Below are 24,303 nucleotides of genomic sequence, written 5' to 3' on the forward strand. Positions count from 1 at the left end.
TTTGCCTAAATTTCATATCGTTGCACTTTTTTATAGTGCTTAATTTTGAATAGCTATAAACACAAAAGGCCGGATTAAATAATCCGACCTTATTATATAAAGAATGTACTTCAGTTCTTTGTATTAAGCAAGCTTGTTAACGTAGATTGCTAACTTAGACTTCAAGTTGTTAGCTTTATTCTTGTGAATAACGTTAGTTTTTGCTAACTTATCGATCATTTTAGTAATGCCAGGGTACATAGCTGTAGCTTCTGATTTGTCAGAAGTAGAACGCAACTTTCTAACAGCATTTCTCATGGTTTTACCATAGTATCTGTTGTGAAGTCTTTTTGTCTCAGCTTGTCTAATTCTCTTGATTGATGATTTGTGATTTGCCATCTTTTCGACTAATCTTTTAATTCTTTGAATTTATATTTTAACTTTGTAGCCCGTGGGGGAGTCGAACCCCCCTTTCAAGAATGAAAATCTTGCGTCCTAACCGATAGACGAACGGGCCATTGTGGTGTCTTTTTGTTTTTGCAATCGTGTTATTCCCTGATTGCGGATGCAAAGATAGATGCTATTTTTGAATTACCAAAATATTCCGGCAAATTTTTTTCGAGATTTATCTTAAAACTTCTGTTGTTGTTATTTTATTGTTTGATTATCAATAGGATAACGCACGTTGTTTTTTTCTTTTTTTATTCGGATGATTATACTTTCATCTATAAATTTGCGGTTATATTCTTTTTTTGTAGCTTTGTTACTAAAAGTCACAAATAAGGAATTGGAGTAATTTATGCTACAAAAATCTTTTGGAATTGTTCTTCATTCTATAAAATACAACGATGTTTCTAATATTGTAGATATTTATACTGAGCGCTCAGGAAGAGCGTCTTTTTTGGTAAAACTACCGCGTTCAAAGAAAGCAACTGTAAAATCAGTGCTTTTTCAACCGCTATCAATTATTGAGTTCGAAGCTGATTATCGTCCAACTTCAAATCTTCATAAGATGAAGGAGGCTAAATCTTTTTATCCTTTTTCTTCACTTCCTTATGATCCATATAAATCGGCTATTGCTCTTTTTATTGCAGAGTTTTTATATCGTGCGGTTCGTGAAGAGGTTGAGAATAAGCCTCTGTTTGCATATTTACTCCATTCTATTCAATGGCTGGATGAGCAGAGTAAAGGATTTGCAAATTTTCATTTAGTATTTCTTATGCGGCTTTCTCGTTTTCTTGGTCTCTATCCAAACCTGGAGAACTACAATAATGGCGATTATTTCGATTTACTGAATGCTTGTTTTACAGCAAAGAAACCGTTTCATAGTTCTTTTATTCAGTCTGATGATGCTTCCAGGTTAGTTAATTTAATGCGTATGAACTATGAAACAATGCATCTGTTTGCAATGAGTAGGGTAGAGCGGAACCGCTGTTTACTTATAATTATTGATTATTATCGTCTTCATTTGCCTGAATTCCCACCATTAAAATCATTGGATGTTTTAAAAGAACTATTTGATTAGCGATTGGCTTGATATAAAGACTAGGTGGTTTAGAATGATATTAAGTCTCTGAGAATTGAATTTCTGGAAAACGATCTTAGATATAGACCTGAAGGAAGGATATGAAAAATGGGGTTATCCAAAGCGAATAACCCCATTTCCTTTATATGATAAGACTGACTAAACTTATGCCAGCAATTCTTTAACTAGAGCAGATATAGCGCGTCCTTCAGCTAATCCGGAAAGCTTCTTTGTTGCTGCGCCCATTACTTTACCCATATCTTTGGCACTGGTAGCACCAGTTTCTGCAATAATTTCTTTAATTGCAGTTTCCAGTTCTTCTGCACTCATTTGTTTTGGAAGGTAAACTTCCATTGCTTTAACTTGGGCTAATTCTCCGTCGGCAAGGTCCTGACGATTCTGACCGATATAAATTTCAGCAGAGTCTTTTCCTTGTTTTACCAGTTTCTGAATAATTTTAGTGGCAGCTTCATCTGATAATGTATCATTTGCACCTGGAGCTGTTTTAGCTTCAATAAAGTATTTTTTTATATTTCTTAAAGCTTCCAGTTTTACTTTATCTTTGGCTTTCATAGCCTCTTTAATGTCATCGCTGACTTTGTCAAATATACTCATAATAGATCTTTTTTTAATTAAAACTTATAATATTACTACCATCTTCCGTTTCCGGAGTAGCAACTGTTTCTACAGCTGTAGCCTTGGTTTTGATTTTTTCTAAAGTAGCTTTGTCTCGTTGATAGGTAGGAGAGTTTTCAACAGAAGCAATTATTTCATCGTTATCTAAATCTTCTGGATTGAAAATGTAGACATGACGTCGTCTTTTATGTGCTTTAGCACCCCCTTTAAGTGCTTCCTCACCATAAGCAATAACAATGCGTCGGCGATTTTCTTCTTCTTTTTCTTCCAGTTGTGCAAGGCGTTCTTCCTCTTCTTGAGTTCTTTTGCTGATAACTTCATCCATACCGGGTATACTTGTCATGCCGAAGCCTGTAGCAAGAACTGTAATTTTGACTTTATTCCCAAGTGCATCGTCAACAGCAACACCCCAGATAACTTCTACACCTTTATCGAACTTACTCATGAACTCGTGAACTTCGTTCATTTCTTCCATCATAAGCTCAGATTGTTCGCAGAAAGAAACATTAAGCAATACTTTCTTTGCGTTAAAGATGTCATTGTTATTCAGTAATGGAGAGTGAAGCGCATCTTCAATTGCTTTGCTCACACGGTTTTCGCCTTCACCTAAGCCGGTACTCATAATAGCCACTCCACCGTTCTTCAGAATGGTATTTACATCTGCAAAGTCAAGATTAACCTTACCTCGCATGGTAATAATCTCAGCAATACTTTTTGCTGCGATTGAAAGAGTATCATCTGCTTTGCCGAAAGCATTCATGAAGGTTAAATCAGAATAAATCTCTCTTAACCTTTCATTATTGATAACAAGTAGTGCATCTACATGTCTGCTTATCTGTTCGACACCATCAAGTGCCTGAATAATTTTCTTTTCACCTTCGAAAAGGAATGGAATAGTGACAATCCCTACAGTCAGAATATCCATTTCCTTGGCTGTCTTAGCAATAACAGGGGCAGCACCGGTTCCGGTTCCTCCACCCATACCTGCTGTAATGAATACCATCTTGGTTCCATCGCTCAGAAGTGTTTTAATATCTTCGATGCTTTCTTCAGCTGCAGCTGAGGCGCGTTCAGGCTTATTCCCAGCTCCCAGTCCTTCGGTTATGGAACGTCCTAATTGTAACTTAACAGGAACCGGAGATTCTGCAAGAGCCTGGTTGTCTGTGTTGCACAGAACGAATGTTACATCATGTATGCCTTCCTTATACATGTGATTAACAGCATTTCCACCGCCGCCACCCACACCGATCACCTTGATAATACTTGGGGTGTCTGTTGGGAATTCAAATGGCATTATATCGTCTGTCATAACTATATGTTATTTATGTGATGTAATTACTATATTGCTATTTATGTTATTCGCCTTCATCGCTGAACATGTCCTTTGTAAGTCTCTCAAACATGGTCTTGATCTTACTGGGCTCTGCTTTTTTAGCAGCTTTTGCAGCAGCTTTCGCCGCGGCTTTTTCTTCTTTTCGCTTTTGTTCCAGTCTTTTTCTCTCTAATTCGGCCTCTTCTCTTCTTTTTTTCTCCTCTTCTCTTCTTAGTCTTTCTTCTTCTGTTCTTAGAGCGTCTTTTTCATCATATTCTTCTTGCTCGTCATCATCTTCCGGGAAGAGTGTCTGTTCAGGAGCATCATATTTGATTGATGTTTCAACCGGCTTAGCATTTTCAAGTAAGCAACAATTTTCTTTTCCAGCATTCAATAAGCCGATAATCGTATTTTGAGTTCCGTCTTTTATCAATAAATCTGGTCCGTTAGATCTGATTCCGGTTCGAACAAACTTTGCAATTTTTACATTGTTTATTTTTGTTCTACTTTTAATTGCTTCATCCAGATTTTTCAAATTGGAACATCCTCCTGTGATTATAACTCCGGCCATTAAATCTCCTTGATAACCGGAAAGTTCAATCTGATTCCATACGTTAGCAATGATTTCTTCAACACGTGCTTCAATAATTTCGTTTAAGACCTTTCTTTCTATTGTACGTTTTTCGTCCTCCAAAAGGTATGTTTTTGGTCCTTCGTCATCATTTATTTCAAAAATAGCGTTGCCATATTTCACTTTCAGATTTTCAGCTTCGTCTTCTTCCAATTGCAATGCACAAATATCACGAGTAATATTATTACCTCCCAATGGCAGAACTGAAAGGTAACGAAGAATATTGTTCTTATAAACAGCAATGGTTGTTGTGTCGGCTCCAAAATCTACTAATGCACAGCCTGTACGCTTTTCAGTATCAGTGAGAATCACATCGGCTGCAGCTAATGGAGAAATATAATAATCTGCAACTTCAATTTTTGCAAGTTCGAAGCATCGTTGCAGGTTCTTTTTTATTGAAGATCGGGCTACTATATTGAGGAAGCGTCCTTCGATGTTACTTCCAAGTACACCAACCGGGTCGACTTGTAAGTTGATGCCAATCTTGTATTCCTGTGGAACTTCGTCAAGTATATCCATATCAATCAATGGAATCTGACGATTTTCATCTTTGATGGAATCAACAAGTTCGTCTGTAATAATCTCCTCAGTAGCTAAATGACGGGCTACTATATTTTTAACCGTACGGATGGATTGTCCGCCGATGCCTACATATACTTTTGAAATTTCATTGTCTAATGCACTCTCTAGCTTATTTATGATAGAGGTCAGGCTTTGAGCTGTTTTATCTATGTTATAGATTACTCCTTTTCTGATGAACGAAGAAGATTCCTCCTTGGCATAAGCAAGGACATGAATACTTCCGTCACTTTCTTTTCTCCCTGCTATCCCGGTAATCTTAGATGATCCCAGCTCTATAGCTACGATAAAATCTGTTTCTGCCATATCTTTCTAATTTTTAATAGTCAATGTACTAATCTTTTAGAATGTTGTTCTAATAGATTAGTTCTTAGTTACACTGGCTTATTAGTTTCTTCTCTTTTTGTGCAAATTATTTGGTTGCTAAACTCTAAGTTGATGCGTTCGTATTTATTCCATCCCACTTTATTCAAAGCTTTTTCATAGAAAATTTTTAGTCGTCCAAGTTTTTCTTCAAAATTATCTATTTTCCCAAGGAATACGACGTGATCTCCAACTCGTGGAACCAACTCAATTTCTCTGGTTGGTGTTACGTTTATTTGCTCAATCTGAGCATTCCAAAACTTATCATTTTGCAAAAATACACCAAATCTATATAAGCTCCTCATAGCAAAGGACTTTTCTGCATATCCTGTTACAATAGCTAAATGTGCTGTGCATTTGGCTTCAGGAGGTATTATTTTACCTTGATTATCTAAATAAAAACTCTCCCCCTTGTAATTCATAACCCGAAGAATAGGAAGACGTTGCGAAATCTCCATGCAAACTTTCCCACCCGGTGTTTTGTAACACTCAGCCTTGTCTATCAACGGATGCTTTGTAAGCTCTGCCTCCAGTTGTCTTGTCTGGATTCTTTCCATCTTTTTTCCAACAGGATAAATGCCTTCATCCTTAAGCAAAGAAGCTATCTCTCTTTCTGTGATAAATCCTGCATTTATACTGTCCTTAATGATCAATTCAATATCCTTGCAAGTCTTATTATCAGACTTGTTATTGAAAGCTGTTATCGCTGTTATAAGATATGCGATAATGAGCAGCATAACGATCAGTAGCAGAATTTTCTTTATCATTTGTTATTCAGTAAATTTTGAATGTCGGTTGTGTAATCTTCAATATCACCTGCACCTAGAGTTATAAGTACCTCTATTTTTTTATCTTTCAATACAGATAGCATATTTTCTTTAGTGCACATACTCTTTTCCACTCCTTCACGAATATTATCGAAAATCAGTTTGCTTGTAACACCAGGAATAGGGAGTTCACGAGCCGGATAAATATCAAGCAAGATAACTTCGTCCAGTAGTGATAAGCTGTCAGCAAAATCTTTATAGAAATCGCGTGTACGAGTATATAAGTGAGGTTGGAATATACCTGTAATTTTTTTATCGTTGTACAAATCGCGTACAGAGATTATACTTTGCTTAATTTCAGATGGATGATGTGCATAATCGCTCAGGTAGACAACTTTATCATTTTTTATTTTAAAATCAAATCGTCTGTCTACTCCTCCGAAACTAGCCATTCCACTCTTTATCTCTTCGGCTGTTACTCCGTTTAGCCAACATAGAGCCATTGCTGCAACTCCATTTTCAATATTGATGCTAACCGGAACACCCAGCTGAATATCTTTTATTACTTCATCTGGAGTTACAAAGTCTATGAATATTTCTCCGTTGCCAATACGGATATTTTCTGCATGGAAATCTCCTTCTTCTTTTGAGTAAGTATACACTTTAACACCTTCCTGAACTTTTGGCTGTAAAGAGACTCCTTTACGGATTATCAGGCATCCACCAGGTTGTATCAGTGAAGTATACTTCTCAAAGCTTTCCAAATAAGCTTCTTCTGTTCCGTAGATATCAAGATGGTCGGGGTCTGTAGAAGTTATAACAGACATATATGGGTGCAACCAATGGAATGAGCGATCGAATTCATCGGCTTCAATAACAGTAAAGTCACTTTTATCAGATAGAATCAGATTACTCTTATAATTCTTTGATATTCCTCCAAGGAAAGCTGTGCAATCAACCTTTGACTGATGCAGAATGTGAGCCGTCATTGTGGAAGTTGTTGTCTTTCCATGAGTTCCGGCTACACACAATCCTTTGCTTGCTCTTGTAATAGTTCCCAGAACCTGAGCACGTTTCTGAATTTCAAAATTGTTATCAATAAAGAAGTTTAGTTCAGCATGTTCTTTCGGAATTGCCGGAGTAAGAACAACAAGAGTTGAATTCTTGTCGAGACATTCTTCCGGAATTAACTTTATATCTTCTGAATAATGTATTTTTGCTCCTTCTTCAATGAGTTTTTCTGTGAGTTCGCTAGGAGTACGGTCATAACCTGCTACATTTTTTCCTTTGGAAAGGAAATAACGTACTAAAGCACTCATGCCTATACCACCAGCACCAATAAAATAAACGGATTTTATCTGATTAATTTCCATGATTCTTTCTATATTCATTTGCCAACTTAACAACTTCTTCCGCAATAACACTTGCCGAGTTGGTGAAAGCAAGCTTTTTGATATTCATACTAAGATCATTTAAAACACTATCCTGATGAATTGTTTCAATAGCAATATCTACCAATTTGTTTTCTGCTTCATTGTCTTTTACGTATAAAGCTGCTGATTTATCAACCAATGCCAAAGCATTTTTTGTTTGATGATCTTCGGCTACATTTGGAGATGGAACCAGGATTACTGCTTTACCAAGTATGCAGAACTCGGATATTGAACCGGCTCCGGCACGAGATATTACTAAGTCGGCGGCAGCGTATGCATGTTCCATGCTCGAAATAAAATCGGTCACAAACAATGGTAGTTCGCCTGCTTTCTTAACCTCCTGCAAAGCTTGTTCGTAATATATCTTTCCTGTTTGCCAAACAAACTGAACATCCGAATTTTTAATCTTATCCAGATTATTCATTATACATTGATTAACGGTACGGGCACCAAGGCTTCCTCCGATAACCAGGATTGTTTTTTTCGCCGGATCTAAGTGGAAGAAGTTTATACCTTCTTCACGGGATATTTTATTATTCACAAGTCCCTGACGAACAGGATTACCAGTCAGAATGATTTTGTCTTTCTCAAAGAACTTCTCCATTCCTTCGTAGGCAACACATATCTTTTTTGCTTTTTTAGCCAGAAGCTTATTTGTAACTCCTGCATATGAATTCTGCTCCTGTATAAGAGTCGGCACCCCCATCATCCCAGCCATCTTCAGTGTAGGGCCACTTGCGTATCCACCAACACCAACAGCTGCATGAGGTTTAAATTGTTTTATAATGCTATATGCTTTGAATTGGCTTTTAGCCAATTTATATAGTACTTCAAAATTCTTAAATAAGTTCTTGCGGTTGAAACCACTTACAGGTAAACCTTTTATTTCATATCCTGCAGCAGGTACCCGTTGCATTTCCATTCTTCCTTCAGCTCCAACAAAGAGAATTTCAGCTTCAGGATGCTGTTCTTTTATCGCATTGGCTATAGAAACAGCCGGAAAGATATGTCCTCCTGTTCCTCCTCCGCTAATTATTATTCTTAATTTCTCTTCCATAATCTCAATCTTGTTGATTACCAACAAATATATGAATAAACTTTTTTTAAGCTAAACTTTCTTCAGCTATAATTTCTTCTTTATTAATGGTAGTGTCTTCTACCTTTGTATCTATTGAACTACTATTTTCTTCCAGTTTTGCAGTGTATCTGCTTACGCTTAATATCATACCAACGTATACGCAATTAATCAAAGTAGAAGTACCTCCTTTACTGATCAGTGGAAGCGGTTGTCCGGTTACCGGAATTAGTCCTACTGCCACACACATGTTCATAATTGCCTGAGATACCAGTAAAAGGGAAATTCCCATTACCAGGAAAGTAGCAAAGTTCCCTTTTGCCTTTTGCGCTATTCGTCCCGCTCGTATTAACAGCCAGATATATAGAATTACTACAAATCCACCACCAATCAATCCTAATTCTTCAATGATAATAGCAAAGATAAAATCCGAAAAAGCTTGTGAAAGGAAATCTCTTTCAACACTGTTACCCGGCATTTTACCAATAATATTACTTGTTGCAATGGCGATATTGGCATGAGCTACCTGTGCATCCCCGTCTATATCAAATTTAGCAGCAGGAATATCCTTCTTTGGACTTGCAAATTCGAAAACACGATTTTTCCATGTAGTCATACGATGTAGGAACTTAATGTTTGTATTATCAGGTACAAGCATTGTAACCCCAATTGTAAAGATACCGATGGCGGCAATACTTCCTACCAGAATAGCTAGTTTTCGGAATGGGATTCGTCCAATAATCATCATCAAAAAAACGACTCCGAATAGAAGAGCTGCAGTAGACAAGTTTTCAGGGGCAATTAAAGCACAGATCAGTCCTGTTATCCACATAATATACTTAAATGCTCTCGGGTTAGCTTCGTCTTCTTCCTGATTCTTTGCTAAGATATATGATACAGCTATAATTACAGCCATTTTAGCAAGTTCCGACGGTTGAAACTGAAGCCCGAAAATATTCATCCAGCGGGCAGCGCCGTTGGTCATGGCTCCTGTTGCAACTACCAAAACCAGCAGAATTACCGATATAGGTACCAGGAAGACTGGAATAGCCTGAAAATATCTGTAATTAACTTTATGGGTAATCCATACAACCAACACGCCGACCAATAAAATAACCGTGTGTTGTGTAATAGGAGCCCAGTGATCTCCTGTTTTGTAGGTTAATGTGCTGGCGGCACTAAAAACCTCAACGACAGAGATTACACAAAGGAACAGGAAGATAATCCAGATTACCTTGTCTCCTTTGAATAAGTTCTTTAACAGATCCATATACTAATTTATAAATTGTTGACGCATTCTTTAAATTGACGGCCGCGGTCTTCGTAGCTTTTAAATAAGTCGAAGCTTGCACAGCATGGAGATAGTAATACAGTTTCTCCTTTCTTAGCCAGATTGTAAGCTTGTTCAACACAATCTTTCATTGAAGTAACGTCTACGATCTTTTCGACTTTACCATCAAAGAAATCGTGAAGTTTACTATTGTCCAGTCCAAGAAAAACTAAAGCAGAAACTTTATCCTTTACAAGCTGTTCAATTTCTGTATAGTCGTTTCCTTTATCTTTTCCTCCAAGAATAAGAACCACTTTGGTTTTCATGCTTTCCAAAGCATACCAGCAAGAATTTACATTGGTAGCTTTCGAGTCATTTATAAAGTCAACTCCACGAACACGAGCTACTTTTTCCAAACGATGTTCAACTTCCTTAAAGTCACTCAAAGCAGCTCTTATATATTCCTTCTTTATTCCCGCAAGATTAGCAGAAATACCAGCGGCCATAGAATTATAAAGGTTATGTGTTCCGGTAAGAGCTAACTCTTCCTGCTCCATGTTGAAAGCTATTGGCTCACTGAATACAACTTTATCTTTATCAACATAAGCCTTAACTCCTTCTTCCTTTTCTATAGAGAATGGGTACAGGTGAGCATGTATGCCATGTTTCTTTAGTTGTTCTTGTATAATTGGATCATCATTCCAGAAAATAAATGCATCTTCATCTGTCTGATTTTGAGTGATGCGGAATTTAGAATCTATATAATTCTGCATGTTATGATCATATCGATCCAAGTGATCAGGGGTGATATTCATTAGAATAGCGATATTAGCCCTGAACTGATACATGTTGTCTAGTTGGAAACTGCTAAGCTCTATAATATAATAGTCATAATTACATTCAGCAACCTGAAGAGCCAGACTTTGACCAATATTTCCAGCTAAACCTACGTTTAGTCCTGCACTCTTAAAGATGTGATAAATCAAAGAAGTTGTAGTAGTCTTTCCATTGCTTCCGGTAATACAGATCATCTTTGCATTTGTATATCTTCCTGCAAATTCTATCTCAGAAATAATTGGGGTACCTTTTTCTATTAACTTCTGAATCAGTGGAGCCTCATTAGGAATTCCAGGGCTTTTAATAATCTCGTCTGCATTCAGAATCAATTCTTCTGTATGTTGTCCTTCTTCCCATTGAATACCTTTTGAGTCTAAAAGCTCCTTATACTGGTCTTTAATGATAGACATATCCGATACAAAAACATCGAATCCTTCTTTCTTAGCTAAAACGGCTGCACCAGCTCCGCTTTCTCCAGCTCCTAATATGACAATTCTTTTAGGCATGTTATCTTATCTTTAAAGTTATTATTGTTATGGCAGCCAATAAAATTGTAACAATCCAAAAACGGATAGTTATTTTTGATTCATGATATACATTGGCTGGTTTAGTGAATTTGTACGTACAAGTTGGGTCAAGCTGAGCTATCGTTGTACGGAAATGGTCGTGTATTGGAGTACGTTTGAATATTCTTTGGCGAACTCCTTTTTTCTTTCCTCTTTTGAAATAGCTAACCTGCATAATGACAGAGAAATTTTCGCAGAGGAACACACCACATAATATAGGAATTAATAATTCTTTGTGAATAATAATAGCGAATACGGCAATAATACCTCCAATGGTTAAGCTACCAGTATCTCCCATAAAGACTTGTGCCGGATATGCATTATACCATAAGAAACCGATTAATGCACCTATGAATGCACAAATAAAGATTACAAGTTCTTCGCATCCGGGAATATACATAATATTCAGATAACTTGCGAACTCCAAGTGACTGGACACGTAAGCCAGTATTCCCAGCGTGAGTCCTATAATTGCCGAGTTTCCCGCGGCCATCCCGTCCATTCCGTCGTTCAGGTTAGCTCCGTTGGATACAGCCGTTACAACAAAGATTGTTACCAATACGAATATAATCCATCCCACTGGCTGAGCTTTTTCTCCCAGAAAACCTACTAAATCTGCATAATCAAAGTTATTCTCTTTAAAGAATGGAATTGTTGTCTGGGTAGATTTTATATTGCTTTTAGTATGAATAACATCTACAATATGCTTTCCTTGTTTTATTTCAATGTTTTCGCGGATAACTACTTGCGGACTGTAATAAAGAGTCAGTCCTACAATTAATCCCAGACCAATCTGGCCTACAATTTTAAATCTTCCGTGAAGTCCTTCTTTATCTTTTTTGAATATTTTAATATAGTCATCCAGAAATCCAAGAGTTCCAAGCCAAACTGTTGTTACCAGCATCAGCAACATATATACATTGGTAAGCTTACCAAGTAACAAGCAAGGAATAAGTATGGCAACAATAATGATAACACCACCCATACTTGGTACTCCAACTTTGTTTATATTAAACGGATCAATGCTTGCATCTCTTTGAGTTTCCGATATTTGTTTACGTTTCAATGTATCGATAAACTTATTTCCGTAAATAGAGGAGATAAGCAATGATAGAATAAGAGCCATCAATGCACGGAAAGAGATATAACCAAATACTCCTGCTCCCGGAAAACCGAATTTATGTAGATATTCAAATAAATAGTATAACATAAGCTTTAATGTATTAACTTATTAGTTTCCGAAAACTTCTCTAAGAACTTCTTTATCATCAAAGTGATGTTTCACACCTTTAATTTCCTGATAATTTTCGTGACCTTTACCCGCAACAAGGATTACATCTCCGGGTTGTGCCAACATACAAGCTGTGCGAATAGCTTCTTTGCGATCAACAATAGTGATTACATTTTTACGCTCTTCAGCATTCAATCCTGCAAGCATATCATTTATAATATCCTGTGGTTCTTCGTTACGTGGATTATCAGATGTGATAATTACTTTATCACTTGCTTTTACTGATTCCTGAGCCATGATAGGACGTTTACCTTTATCCCTGTTACCTCCGGCACCAACTACAGTGATAATTTTCCCTTTGCCTTCGAGTATTTCATGAATAGCACTCAATACATTTACCAACGCATCTGGGGTATGAGCATAATCTACAATAGCTGTGTATCCCTGTGGAGAACGAAGTGAATCGAAACGGCCGGCTACCGGACGAAGTGTACTAAGCGCCAGTAAAACATCTTCTTCTTTCTTGCCTAACAAGCAAGCTGCTCCAAATACAGCTAATAAGTTAGACGCATTGAACTTACCGATAAATTGTACTGCAAGCTCTTTTTCGTTGAAACTAAGCAGCATTCCTTCAAAGTGGTTTTCAAGGATTTTGCCTTTAAAATCACAAAGACTTCTTAATGAATAAGTATATGTTTTGGCTTTTGTGTTCTGTAACATCACCATTCCGTTCTTATCATCAACATTAGTCAAAGCAAATGCATCCTTTGGAAGATCGTCAAAGAATTTTTTCTTTGCTTTCAGATAATTTTCTACTGTTTTGTGATAATCTAAATGGTCTCTTGTCAGATTGGTAAAAATACCTCCGGCATAACGAAGCCCGCTGATTCTTTTTTGATCGATAGAGTGTGAGCTGACTTCCATAAATACATATTTGCAGCCAGCATCTGCCATTCTTCCCAATAACTCATTTAAGCTAATAGGGTCGGGGGTGGTATGAGTTGCAGGTACAGCTTCATCATCAATATAGTTGCAAACAGTAGAAAGTAATCCTACTTTGTATCCAAAGTGACGGAATATATCGTATAATAATGTAGCAATTGTGGTTTTTCCGTTTGTTCCGGTAACACCAACTAACTCTAATTTAGAAGTTGGGTCGCCATAAAATGCAGTAGCAGCTTTACCAACAGCATCTTCAGTATCCTTTACCTGAATATATGTAACATTCTCGGAAAGCTCAGTTGGAAGTTCTTCGCACAAAACTGCGATTGCTCCTTTTTCTATAGCTGTTGATATATAAGAGTGTCCATCAGTTTGTGTACCTTTTACTGCAACAAATAGATGACCGGATTCCACTTTTCTGGAATCAGAGTTAATTCCTTTCAGATCAATATCTGAGTGACCAATAAGGTTAGTCACTTGTATATTCTTTATTACTTGATCTAATTTCATAATTATTATTTAATTCAATTGTATGGTTACTGTTTGTCCTTTTACTATTCTTGTTCCTTGCGGAATACTTTGAGATTGTACTTTGCCCATTCCGGACAGAGCAACTTTAAGCCCTTTACTTTCCAGCAAATATACGGCATCTTTTGCACCCATACCTATAACACTAGGCATAAAGTTTTTAAGAGTCATTCTCTCTGTAATAATAACGGAGTTAGAACTTTGCTGAGCTGTTCCCCATGCTTTTCTTCCAAAGCCAATAGGAGTGAACTGTTCCCGGTTTTGCACTTTCAAAGCATCGAGTACATATTTTGTTTCATTTATTTCACCTGATTTTACGTTCGGTATTACTACAGAGTTCGAATCAACAGCTAAAGATAAGTCCGTACTCAGGTTTTTAGCATAAACTCTTTCTGCAATTTTACTGAATACACTACCTGCCATCAAACCACCTGATGCTGGAAGGCCGGGTTTCTGTATAGCAACGATGCAACTATACTTAGGCGATTCCGAAGGGAAATATCCACAGAAACTAACCAGATAACTTACTTTTCCAGATTTGTATCCTCCTTTTCCCTGAGAGATCTGAGCTGTACCTGTTTTCCCAGAAACGTGGAACTGTTTAGAACCGGCTGGCTTAGCCAATCCTTCACTAACTACTCTCTGCAAGATAGACTGAATTTGTTTCAGAGTTCTTTCAGAGCAAATGGATTGTTTAATTACTTCAGTAGGAAATTCCTGAATCATTTCTCCATTCTTCATTACTCCCTTTACAAATTTAGGAGCTATCATTACGCCATTATTAGCAATTGCATTATAGAATGCAAGTGTATTGATAGGAGGTATTTGACTCTCGTAACCAATAGACATCCATGCTAAAGCTGTGTTAGACCAGTTGTCCTTGTTTGGAATACGGATAAAAGCCTTTCCTGCACCTTTTATTGGAATATGAAGATCTGCATTGATACCTACTTTGTATAATCCCTGAACAAACTTTTTGGGGTTATTAAAATAAGCATTGTCAATTATACTGGAAACTCCAATATTTGAAGAAACCATCAATATTTCAGGAACAGTTAGATACTGATATCCACCTCTTGCCCAATTGTGATCCTTCATTACGCGTCCATGCATTAACTTTTGACCGTTACCTGTATCTACTCCATCGTCAGGAGTTATTTTCCCATCTTCCAATGCAACCATGATAGATGCTGTTTTGAATGTAGAACCAGGTTCCATCATATCAGATACAGCATTATTCTTTATTTCGCGGTAATTGCCATCACTGCATTTAGTCATGTTTACAATAGCCTTTACTTCTCCTGTGGCAACTTCCATTAGTACTGCAACACCCACAGTAGCATCAATTTCTTTCAGTTTGTCTATTAATGCTTTTTCTGCAATATCCTGCATTCCCACATCAATGGTAGTAACAATGTCTAGTCCGTCCTGAGGGGCAACATCAGTAATGTTCAGGTATTTATTCATCACCTTCTGGCGGTGAGTTATTCCGTTTTTACCTTTCAGGATAGTATCGTAAGCAAGTTCCAGTCCATTCTTTGCACCTTGAGCAGTATCAGCAAAAACATCTCCCAAAGTACGGGTTGCCAGTGAACCGAAAGGCTTTTTACGTTGGTTGAAAGCTAATTCGTGGAAACCACCTTTATACTTGTTCATGTTGAAAACCGGTAACCTCTTTACCTCTTTATATTGTATATAAGAGATTCGTTTAGGATAGATAAGGTAACTTCTGCTTCCTTTTTTTCTTCCTTTCTGAAGATGAGATTTAAATTCGGCAGCCGACATGTCGGGGAATATCTTGTGAAGTCCCTGACAAATCACTTTCATGCTGTCTCTTAGAATGCTGTCTTTTACCTCTCCACCAGCTTTAAAGTCCATGTAAATTTTATATTCCGGCAAGCTGCTGGCCATTAATTTGCCATCAGCAGAAATAATATTTCCCCGGCTAGGATGAACTATTACATTCTCCTTAACAAAACGATCGGCCACATCTTTCCAGTATTGTCTTTCGGCAAACATAATAATACCTGCCTTTACAACAATGGCAACACCAACCAGCCCCATCAATAAAATGATGAAGAAGTAACGAGTCATTATGCTTCTTTTATCAACAGCCATTTTTTATTTCTTAATTAAATATGGAGGATTAGTGGCTGTTTGAAGTTCACTTTCCTGAGTTGATACATATTCTTCTATTCTCGATTGCCTGCTTTTTTCCATTAATTCGGAAGAACGAGTCAGTGCATCGTATTTAATATCAGTAAGCTGCTGTTCCAAACGGTCAATTTCAATCAACTGTTGCTGGCACGAGTAACGGTTACTGATATAGAAAATCACAAAAACCATGATAAGAACCAGTAATTTTGTCTGGCGACGAAAAAAGTCATTGGCCAGGATATCACCTCCAAGAATACTTTTTAGAGACATACCCTTAGCCTTGGCATCCTTACGGTTGCCATTTTCCTGAGTCTGTTCTGTTTTAATCTCTTCGTTCTCGTTCATAATTCCTATTTCTTTTCTGCAATTCTTAGTTTGGCACTTCTGGAACGTGGATTGCGTACAATCTCGTCTTCGTCTGGTACAATTACCTTGTTGTTTACAAGTTTGAAAGGCGTATTCAGGTTTCCGAAGAAATCCTGATCCTGTTTACCTTCTACATTGCCAGTCTTCATTATATTTTTAACCATTCGGTCTTCTAATGAATGATAAGTAATTACCACCAGTCTTCCGCCCGGTTTTAATGCTTCGGTAGCAGCAAGTAGCATCTCTTTCAATGCTTCCATCTCCTGATTAACTTCAATACGCAAAGCTTGGAAAACCTTTGCCAGTTCTTTTTTTTCTCTTTCTCTTCCGAAAAGAGGTTTTATAATTGAAAGAAAATCTTCAATGGTTTCGATATGCTTTGATGCACGAGATTTTACAATAACCGAAGCCAGTTTACGACTGTTTTTCAGTTCACCGTATAAGTAGAAAATATCGGCTAAACGTTCCTCTTCGTAAGTGTTGACCAGTTCGGCCGCAGTAATTCCGGCACGCTTGTTCATTCGCATATCCAGTTTCCCGTCGAAACGGAAAGAAAAACCTCTTTCACTGTCGTCAAAGTGATGAGAAGAAACGCCCAGATCGGCAAGGATAGAGTTTACCTTGTCAATGTTGTGATATCGCAGAAAATTATGTAGGTAACGAAAGTTACTGCGCACAAAGATGAAACGTTTATCATCCACAATATTCTTTTCTGCATCCTCATCCTGATCAAATCCCAGGAGTGTGCCGCTCTTACCAAGGCGACTTAAAATTTCTTTTGAATGTCCGCCACCACCGAAAGTTACGTCTACATACGTCCCTCCGGGCTGGATATTCATCCCGTCTACACTCTCTTTGAGGAGCACCGGTACATGGTATGTTATTTCTTCGTTCATTCTGTTGTTGGTGGTTTTAATTCGTTAATAACTTTATTGTTCATTACTTTTTCAAGCTCCCGGCTGAACTCTTCGGGATTCATAAACGGTTTATCCGCCTTTGCTTTCGCCCATATTTCAATAGTATTGTCCACTCCAATAAATCTGACATCGATTGTGATGCCGGCCATTTGCATGTAACGTTTTGGAATAAGAATTCGTCCGTTACTGTCTGGTGTAATAATTTCTACATCGGAAACAAACTGCCTGAATATTTGCTGGTGAGTAGGATTCCACTTGTTGAGGCGTCCGCGTAATTCGTTAAGTTCTTCATTCCAAACACTTTCGGGGTAAAGAACCAAACAGTCCTGATAGGTATCTTTGCGCATAATCAGCCTTTCTTCGGCGGCAGCTTGGAGCTGTTTCCTGAATAAAGCGGGAATAAAAAGGCGACCTTTTACATCCGCTTTGGCTTCAATATTACCCAAAAATCGATCCATCAAGTGTACTATATAGTTTGAGATTGTAAAATTACACATTTCTCCACAATTCCCCACTTTTTTTAAGAAAAATATTTCAGTAAGTTTTCAACAGGTCTTTTTTAACTTAAAACGGTCTGTTAATTTTTAATATATTGCCATACTACAAGCAATTTTATCCCCCGGATTTTCTCTCAGAAAAATAAGAAACAGGAAAATGATCTAGCGATCTAGCAGTATCCATTTAATGGATTGTAAATGAGTAGAGTATAGCTGCTAGATCAATCCAAATTGATCTAGCGGTGATCTGGCAATCTAGCACTTTTGTATTTCTGATATTATTATTTCAAAACAAGTGTTTGTTATACAGGAAAGTAGCTCGGAAATGTATATCTCCACCCGGGTGTAAAAAGAGTGTCCACCCGGGTGTACCTTTTGGGTAGATCCGGGTGTAGGAGGTCTGTACATCCGGGTGTACGGAGAATTCTATAATTGGTAATGTTATAGTCTGATAAAGATTGATTAAATAGGTTCTTATCCCAGTTTGTAGTTGACTGGTTATATCTTAATCTCTAACTTCGGTTGACTAATATTATGTATTTTATTGATATATAGTAGTTTATTTTATTTCGATTGTTATTCAAAATAGCTAAGAAAAATAGCAACTCCATTTATCATTGAATGAAGAATAACAACACTCCAATACGCATTTTTATTTTGTTTTATGACATACAAATACATAAAGAAAGCTCCGGTTATTACTGTTGTGATAATATATAATAGAGTGAAAAAATGTGCTAAGCCAAAAATGAAAGCGCCCAATATTACAATTCTACATTTATTATGCCTGAACCAACTGAATAATGTGGCGATAAAATAGAGAAACTTTTGAAAAATTAATGTTTCTATTATAGGGCCAATAATCATGGCTTCTAAAACTGTTATGTAAAGTGGTCCTTTCAAAAGCGAAGCGTTGGGGTCACCGTCGAGAACTATATCCCAACCGTTTAGAATTTTGTATGAAATAAACCATACTATGAAATATATAGAACTTAAAATTGATCCAACAATTAGTATAGAAGAAACAGCCCTGGAATCTCTTATGTATTTATTTACTTTTTTTATTGAGAAGCTTTTTGTTTTATCGGTATATATCATATGGTAAGGTCACTTCTTTTTTCTATTTCATATTTAAACCCTCTTGATAACCATCTTTAAAACCGGCAACAATGTCGTCTCTACTGTTATAAATGTCAATTGCAATCAATGAAACTATTATTGTTATTATGGTGTAGATTGCAATAGTAGTTATTTTTTTTCTTGGTCTTTTATCTTTTTTTCTTAAATCTTTTATGTTTGATTCATTCATAATTGTAGTATTTGTAGATGTTTATTTTTGATTAGTTGATTAATAATCAGCTTTTTATTGTTTATTCCTGTGTGCATTTTATTTTTCGAATCAAAGTTATATATATTTTAATTATAGTAGATTAATTTACTTGATAATTTTATACAAAAATTATTTTATCTTTTAAACTGTAATATGATACGTTTAGAGTGTAAAAACAAAAAGCGGAAACAATGTTTAGCACTGTCTCCGCTTTGTTGCTTATTAGGAATCGTAATACGATTAATATTCTTCAGCAGGAATGTTATTTAATTGCTCTTTGCTGAATACAGGTCCGTCTTTGCATACGTAAAGTTTGCCTACATTACAACGGCCGCATTTACCTACGCCGCACTTCATACGGTTTTCCAATGTAGTGTAAATCTGATCGTCTTTAAAGCCTAATTTCTCTAATACAGGGAAGGTAAACTTAATCATAATAGGAGGACCACATACAATAGCAATGGTATTCTCTGGAGATGGAGCAGTTTTTTCAACTACAGAAGGAACAAAGCCGATTTCACCTTTCCAATCAGGTGTTTCGCCTCCTGGGTCTACAGTTGTTACCAGCTTTACGTCTGGACGCTCTTCCCATTCTTTTAATTCGTGCTTATAAACGAGGTCGTTTACCGATTTAGCTCCATAGACTATGGTAATATCCTTGAAGTTTTCACGAAGGTCGAGTGCATTCCAAATTACGCAGCGCATAGGTGGCAAGGCGATACCTCCAGCAATGAATAAAAGGTTCTTTCCTTTCCATTCGTCAATTGGGAATGTATTTCCGAAAGGGCCACGGAATCCCATGGTACTTCCTTCTTCCAAAGCAGCAAGTCCGGTTGTATTCTTTCCAGCCACACGGAAGGTACACTCAATATACCCCTTGCGCATAGGAGATGAAGCTATACAAAAAGTAGATTCTCCTTCTCCGAATGCAGAATATTCTCCAAATTGTCCGGCTTTAAAGCTAAAAGCATTGGCATCTTCTTCATTCTGAAATTTCAGTTTAAATGTTTTCACACCCGGAGCTTCATTGGTGATCTTTTCAATAGTCATCAGGTGTGGAAGATATATATTTTGTTCGCTCATTTTTTTGAAATTGAAGTTATATGTTCAAGTATATTCATATCTACAGGGCAAGCACGTGAACAACGTCCACAGCCTGTACAACCAAATACGCTGAGGCGATCGGGCATGTAAGAGAACTTGTGCAAGATGCGTTGACGCCAGCGTTGACTTTGTACGGCACGAGGATTGTGTCCTGATGTGTGCAAAGTGAATAATGAGAATCCACATGAATCCCAACAACGAATGCGCTTTCCTTTAGAACCATGGGCATCTTCCTGAATATCGAAACAAGCACAGGTTGGACAAACAAATGCGCAGGCACCGCAACCAAGACAACGTTCTGACTGCTCTTTCCATACCGGACTGTCGAATGCAGTGGCAAGACGAGCTCTTACTTCTTCAAGATTGAATGCCACAGGCACATCGGCCAAATATTTGGATTTATCTTCGCCTCTATCGTTCTCAAATGCTGAGGCTGCAAGTTGCACCAATGCTTCGCCTTTAGGAGTAAGAATCTCAACGATGGCTCCTCCGTCTGGAAGCATAGTCAGTAGAACATCGCTTCCTGAAGTATTACCCGGTCCACCATTCACACTTGTACAGAAGCAGCTCTTGTCTGCTTTAGCACAACTGAATGTAACCAGAGTAGTTTTCTCCAGGTGGGCGTTGTATAATTTATCTGTGTAATCCCAGTTAAAGATAGCAGTCAATGGTTTAAATCCTGCTGCATCGCATGGATGAACTTTCCAGAGAACAGTTTCTTTTACTGTATCAGGATTAAAGTCCTCTACCTTTACATTGCCATTTTCTTTCTCGTATGAAAATAAAACTTCGGCACGAGGGAATACAGCCGATTTTATAGACTGTGTAGTCTGAATATATTCTTCGGCAACTTCGCTGAGAGCCTGAACTTTCTTAAATTCTACTTTTCCGCGCTCTTCAACCGGTGCATAAACACGTTTTCCGCTTTTTACAATCTGGCTGAACCATTCATTCAGTCCGTTTTTACTGATATATTTTGTTTCCATGGCTCCTTATCGTATAAAGTTTTCTTTATCGTCTGCTTTCCATGTGGAAAGAGCGTTTCCATTCTTAGATGGCTGACCCGGTGTGAAACCAAATTCCGGTGCAAGGTCTTCTATCATCTTGCGGGTAAGCAAATGGATAGGAATACCTACCGGACAAGCATCACCACATGCTCCGCAACCGGTACAACGTCCGGCCATGTGCATTGCACGGTTAATCTGCCATTCCATATTTGCCAAAGGAGCAGCCCATGGATTAATCCATTGTGGACGGTTCTCTTCAACAATACATTTTGTACAGTAGCAAAGTGGACAAGCTGCACGACAGGCATAACATTTAAAGCAGTGAGACATCTCTTCCATCCAGAACTTGAAACGTTCTTCACGGCTCATGCCTTCGAGCTTGTTAATAATTTCCTGTTCTTTGCCTTCAAGTTTCAACTGGAAATCGGCAATATACGCTTCGATCTCTGCGAAGTTTGCAAACTGTTTTACCTCGTCTTTATCCGTTACAGTTATAACTATAAGGTTATCTTCGTTTAACTGGTTCTCAACAGATAATTGAAGAATACTTCTAAGAGTTGGGATAGTTGCAATAACAGCTACCTTACCAGCTCCCATAATATCTTTCTTAGTGAGATAAACGGCTAAGTTGTTTATACATTGGCTGCTATATACCAGTTTAGAAGCTTGCTCGGCTGTGTGACAGAATACAGGACGGGGTTTATTGGTTCCTTCTTCGTAACCTAAAACCAAACTTACGGTTCCGTCGGCAAGTAATGCGGCGGCTTTTTCTCTCAACTTATCCATTGTATTCCTCCTTATCTAAATAGTCAGCAACTTTTTGATATTCTGTGTAAGGACCCAGCTCACGGATATTGGCAACGGTAGTATTAACTACATCGGCCCATTTTGCACCTTCGGCAGCTGAAACCCATGAGTATTGGATTCTACGTACGTCGATACCCATAAAGTCAAGCAATCCGCGGAATGTAATCCAACGACGGCGCGCGTGGAAGTTACCACTTGTATAGTGACAGTCGTTAGGGTGACAGCCGGAAACGATTACCCCGTCGGCTCCCTGAGCAAATGCTTTAAGAAGGAGCATAAAGTCAATACGTCCGGTACATGGGAAACGAACGATTTTCACGTTCGTAGCATATTTTAATCGGCTTGTACCCGTTAAGTCGGCTCCTGCATAAGTACACCAGTTGCATACAAAAGCTACGATCTTGGGTTCAAATTCTGAATTATTATTGTTCATGGTTTTTCTGTTAATGATTCAATAAAGACATCACTTCAGCGAACATCTGTTCGTTTGAGTAACCTTGGATATCGATTGATTTAGAACGGCAGAAAGCAACACAGGTTCCGCAACCCTGACAAAGTCCCGGGTTAACCTTGGCAACTGTTTTAATTACTTTTCCATCTCTACCTTTGATCTCTTCGCGCTCAATTGCATTGTACGGACAAGCAGTCTGGCACATGAAGCAACCCACACAAGTACTGAACTGTGGAGGAGCACAACGGTTAACCACGGCAATAAGTGGTTCACGAACCAAATCATTGTTTGAGAATAGTCCGGCAACTTTTACTGCTGCACCCGATGCCATACCTACTGTTTCAGGAATATCCTTTGGTGCCTGACAAGCTCCGGCAAGGAAGATACCCGCAGTATTTGTTTCAACAGGTTTCAATTTTGGGTGAGCTTCTGCGAAGAAGTGATATGGGTCATAAGAAACGTGCATCTTCTGAGCCAGCTGTTCTGCGCCGCAATTGGCAACACCGGCAGTGGCAAGCACAACCATATCGGCTTCAATTTCCACTTGCTGTCCGCTAAGTAGTGTATCTACACCTTTAACAATTAATTTACCATTCTTTTCATATACTCTGGCAACACGTCCGCGAACATAGTTTACGTGATCTTCTTCGATGGCACGGCGAACAAACTCTTCATAGTTTTTACCGGCGGCACGAATATCCATATAGAATACGGTTGATTCACCATCATGTACTTTGTGTTGATAAAGCATTGCATGCTTAGCTGTATACATACAGCAAATCTTAGAGCAATAAGGAATACCTTTGGCTTCGTCACGTGATCCGGCACAAGCTATGAAGACAATCTTCTTAGGAATTGTACCATCTGATGGACGACGAATTTCTCCTAAAGTTGGTCCAGAAGCCGATGCTAGACGTTCGAACTGCAAACCAGTGATCACATCTTTGTATTGTCCGTAACCATATTCTGGGAAGAAGTCGGTACCTTTTACATTGAACCCTGTTGTGATAACAATTGCACCTACTTGTTCTGTTAGGATTTCATCTTCTTTATCCCATTCAATAGCTCCGGTAGGACAAGTTGCTTCACAAATCTTACATTTACCGCGTTTATAATAGTTACAATGTTCACGGTCAATTACAGGCTTGTTAGGAACAGCCTGTGGGAATGGAACATAAATAGCAGTACGTGTACCAAGTCCGGCATTGAATTCACTAGGAATTCTTTTCTGAGGACATTTTTGCAGACAAGCGCCACAACCAGTACATTTACTATGATCTACGCTTTTAGCCTTTAATCTGATTTTAGCAGTAAAATTACCGATAAATCCTTCAAGACTATCTAGCTCGGCATAAGTATATAATGTAATATTAGGATGCTGAGCAACTTCCACCATACGTGGAGTAAGGATACATTGAGAACAGTCAAGGGTAGGGAATGTTTCAGATAACTGAGACATGTGACCTCCGATTGACGGATCTTTTTCAATTAAAATAACCTTGTGACCTGCATTTGCAATATCAAGACTGGCCTGGATACCAGCAATACCACCACCAATAACCAAAGCCTTCTTTGTGATAGGCACTTTAATGGAATCTAATGGTTTATTGCGCTTAACCTTTTCTACTAGCATTTTTACAAGGTCAAATGCTTTCTCTGTTGTAGCTTCACTCTTTTCGTGCACCCATGAACAGTGTTCACGAAGATTGGCTATTTCACATAAATAAGGGTTAAGTCCGGCTTCGGCACATGCCTTTCTGAAAGTAGGCTCGTGCATACGAGGTGAACAAGAACCAACAACCACACCGTCAAGGTTATGTTCTTTGATAGCATCCTTGATCAGGGTCTGTCCCGGATCGGAACACATATATTTATAGTCAATGGCATATTCTACGCCTTCCACCTTACCGATTTCCTGTGCTACTTTCTCGCAATCGACGGTAGCACTGATATTTTCACCGCAGTGGCAGATAAAAACTCCTATCTTTGACAT

The 24,303-nt window shown here is 38.0% G+C and carries 23 protein-coding genes and 1 tRNA gene; 1 reads left to right on the forward strand and 23 read right to left on the reverse strand.

Features of this window, described 5'->3' with window-relative positions; translation table 11 throughout:
* Nucleotides 1-123: 123 nt before the first annotated feature.
* Nucleotides 124-378, reverse strand: a complete 255-nt coding sequence (gene rpsT, locus BUC21_RS07325) for a 30S ribosomal protein S20 (RefSeq protein WP_073400751.1) — start codon at nt 376-378, stop codon at nt 124-126.
* Between the two features lie 46 nt (nt 379-424).
* A tRNA-Glu gene (locus BUC21_RS07330) sits at nt 425-496 on the reverse strand.
* Between the two features lie 282 nt (nt 497-778).
* On the opposite strand from BUC21_RS07330, the gene recO reads away from it, so the two are divergent.
* Nucleotides 779-1,504: a DNA repair protein RecO gene (gene recO, locus BUC21_RS07335; RefSeq protein WP_073400753.1), complete on the forward strand. Its 726-nt coding sequence runs from the start codon at nt 779-781 to the stop codon at nt 1,502-1,504.
* A 165-nt stretch (nt 1,505-1,669) separates the two neighbouring features.
* On the opposite strand, the gene BUC21_RS07340 is transcribed toward recO, so the two are convergent.
* From BUC21_RS07340 to BUC21_RS07440, 21 genes are all read right to left on the reverse strand, one after another.
* The gene (locus tag BUC21_RS07340; RefSeq protein ID WP_073400756.1) at nt 1,670-2,119 is read right to left on the reverse strand and encodes a GatB/YqeY domain-containing protein; all 450 of its coding nucleotides are present in this window, start codon (nt 2,117-2,119) and stop codon (nt 1,670-1,672) included.
* Nucleotides 2,120-2,132: 13 nt separating this feature from the next.
* Nucleotides 2,133-3,449 (reverse strand): cell division protein FtsZ, encoded by a 1,317-nt coding sequence (gene ftsZ, locus BUC21_RS07345; RefSeq protein ID WP_073400758.1) that lies wholly within the window; start codon nt 3,447-3,449, stop codon nt 2,133-2,135.
* Between the two features lie 46 nt (nt 3,450-3,495).
* Nucleotides 3,496-4,968, reverse strand: coding sequence for a cell division protein FtsA (ftsA, locus tag BUC21_RS07350; RefSeq protein WP_073400760.1), 1,473 nt, complete (start codon nt 4,966-4,968; stop codon nt 3,496-3,498).
* Between the two features lie 68 nt (nt 4,969-5,036).
* Entirely contained in the window at nt 5,037-5,792 is a 756-nt protein-coding gene (locus BUC21_RS07355) for a cell division protein FtsQ/DivIB (RefSeq protein WP_073400762.1), read from the reverse strand.
* Complete coding sequence (murC, locus tag BUC21_RS07360) at nt 5,789-7,165, reverse strand: UDP-N-acetylmuramate--L-alanine ligase (protein ID WP_073400940.1); 1,377 nt, start codon at nt 7,163-7,165, stop codon at nt 5,789-5,791. Before murC ends, BUC21_RS07355 begins: the two co-directional genes overlap by 4 nt.
* On the reverse strand, nt 7,155-8,282 hold the full coding sequence (murG, locus tag BUC21_RS07365; RefSeq protein ID WP_073400764.1) for an undecaprenyldiphospho-muramoylpentapeptide beta-N-acetylglucosaminyltransferase: 1,128 nt from the start codon (nt 8,280-8,282) through the stop codon (nt 7,155-7,157). Before murG ends, murC begins: the two co-directional genes overlap by 11 nt.
* 46 nt (nt 8,283-8,328) lie before the next feature.
* Nucleotides 8,329-9,570: an FtsW/RodA/SpoVE family cell cycle protein gene (locus BUC21_RS07370; RefSeq protein WP_073400766.1), complete on the reverse strand. Its 1,242-nt coding sequence runs from the start codon at nt 9,568-9,570 to the stop codon at nt 8,329-8,331.
* Nucleotides 9,571-9,578: 8 nt separating this feature from the next.
* A complete protein-coding gene (gene murD, locus BUC21_RS07375) occupies nt 9,579-10,913 on the reverse strand; it encodes a UDP-N-acetylmuramoyl-L-alanine--D-glutamate ligase (protein ID WP_073400768.1) in 1,335 nt (444 codons plus the stop codon).
* A gap of 1 nt (nt 10,914) precedes the next feature.
* Nucleotides 10,915-12,183 (reverse strand): phospho-N-acetylmuramoyl-pentapeptide-transferase, encoded by a 1,269-nt coding sequence (gene mraY / locus BUC21_RS07380; protein WP_073400770.1) that lies wholly within the window; start codon nt 12,181-12,183, stop codon nt 10,915-10,917.
* Nucleotides 12,184-12,204: 21 nt separating this feature from the next.
* Nucleotides 12,205-13,656, reverse strand: a complete 1,452-nt coding sequence (locus BUC21_RS07385) for a UDP-N-acetylmuramoyl-L-alanyl-D-glutamate--2,6-diaminopimelate ligase (RefSeq protein WP_073400772.1) — start codon at nt 13,654-13,656, stop codon at nt 12,205-12,207.
* Nucleotides 13,657-13,665: 9 nt separating this feature from the next.
* Complete coding sequence (locus BUC21_RS07390; protein WP_139261324.1) at nt 13,666-15,792, reverse strand: penicillin-binding protein; 2,127 nt, start codon at nt 15,790-15,792, stop codon at nt 13,666-13,668.
* Nucleotides 15,793-15,795: 3 nt separating this feature from the next.
* Nucleotides 15,796-16,101 carry an FtsL-like putative cell division protein gene (locus BUC21_RS07395; RefSeq protein WP_139261332.1) on the reverse strand — a complete coding sequence of 102 codons (306 nt, stop codon included), beginning with the start codon at nt 16,099-16,101 and terminating at the stop codon, nt 15,796-15,798.
* An 80-nt stretch (nt 16,102-16,181) separates the two neighbouring features.
* Nucleotides 16,182-17,093, reverse strand: a complete 912-nt coding sequence (gene rsmH / locus BUC21_RS07400; RefSeq protein ID WP_073400776.1) for a 16S rRNA (cytosine(1402)-N(4))-methyltransferase RsmH — start codon at nt 17,091-17,093, stop codon at nt 16,182-16,184.
* A complete protein-coding gene (mraZ, locus tag BUC21_RS07405) occupies nt 17,090-17,572 on the reverse strand; it encodes a division/cell wall cluster transcriptional repressor MraZ (RefSeq protein ID WP_073400778.1) in 483 nt (160 codons plus the stop codon). The genes rsmH and mraZ overlap by 4 nt, the downstream gene beginning before the upstream one ends.
* Nucleotides 17,573-18,187: 615 nt before the next feature.
* Nucleotides 18,188-18,709: a CPBP family intramembrane glutamic endopeptidase gene (locus BUC21_RS07410; RefSeq protein WP_073400780.1), complete on the reverse strand. Its 522-nt coding sequence runs from the start codon at nt 18,707-18,709 to the stop codon at nt 18,188-18,190.
* A 22-nt stretch (nt 18,710-18,731) separates the two neighbouring features.
* Complete coding sequence (locus BUC21_RS07415) at nt 18,732-18,920, reverse strand: hypothetical protein (protein ID WP_073400782.1); 189 nt, start codon at nt 18,918-18,920, stop codon at nt 18,732-18,734.
* A gap of 261 nt (nt 18,921-19,181) precedes the next feature.
* Nucleotides 19,182-20,024 carry an FAD/NAD(P)-binding protein gene (locus BUC21_RS07420; RefSeq protein WP_073400784.1) on the reverse strand — a complete coding sequence of 281 codons (843 nt, stop codon included), beginning with the start codon at nt 20,022-20,024 and terminating at the stop codon, nt 19,182-19,184.
* On the reverse strand, nt 20,021-21,031 hold the full coding sequence (locus BUC21_RS07425) for a 4Fe-4S dicluster domain-containing protein (protein ID WP_073400786.1): 1,011 nt from the start codon (nt 21,029-21,031) through the stop codon (nt 20,021-20,023). Before BUC21_RS07425 ends, BUC21_RS07420 begins: the two co-directional genes overlap by 4 nt.
* Before the next feature lie 6 nt (nt 21,032-21,037).
* The gene (locus BUC21_RS07430; RefSeq protein ID WP_073400788.1) at nt 21,038-21,838 is read right to left on the reverse strand and encodes a 4Fe-4S dicluster domain-containing protein; all 801 of its coding nucleotides are present in this window, start codon (nt 21,836-21,838) and stop codon (nt 21,038-21,040) included.
* On the reverse strand, nt 21,831-22,292 hold the full coding sequence (locus BUC21_RS07435; RefSeq protein ID WP_073400790.1) for a hydrogenase iron-sulfur subunit: 462 nt from the start codon (nt 22,290-22,292) through the stop codon (nt 21,831-21,833). Before BUC21_RS07435 ends, BUC21_RS07430 begins: the two co-directional genes overlap by 8 nt.
* 10 nt (nt 22,293-22,302) lie before the next feature.
* Nucleotides 22,303-24,303: a CoB--CoM heterodisulfide reductase iron-sulfur subunit A family protein gene (locus tag BUC21_RS07440; protein WP_073400792.1), complete on the reverse strand. Its 2,001-nt coding sequence runs from the start codon at nt 24,301-24,303 to the stop codon at nt 22,303-22,305.

It is taken from the genome of Bacteroides luti, assembly GCF_900128905.1.
GTDB lineage: Bacteria > Bacteroidota > Bacteroidia > Bacteroidales > Bacteroidaceae > Bacteroides > Bacteroides luti.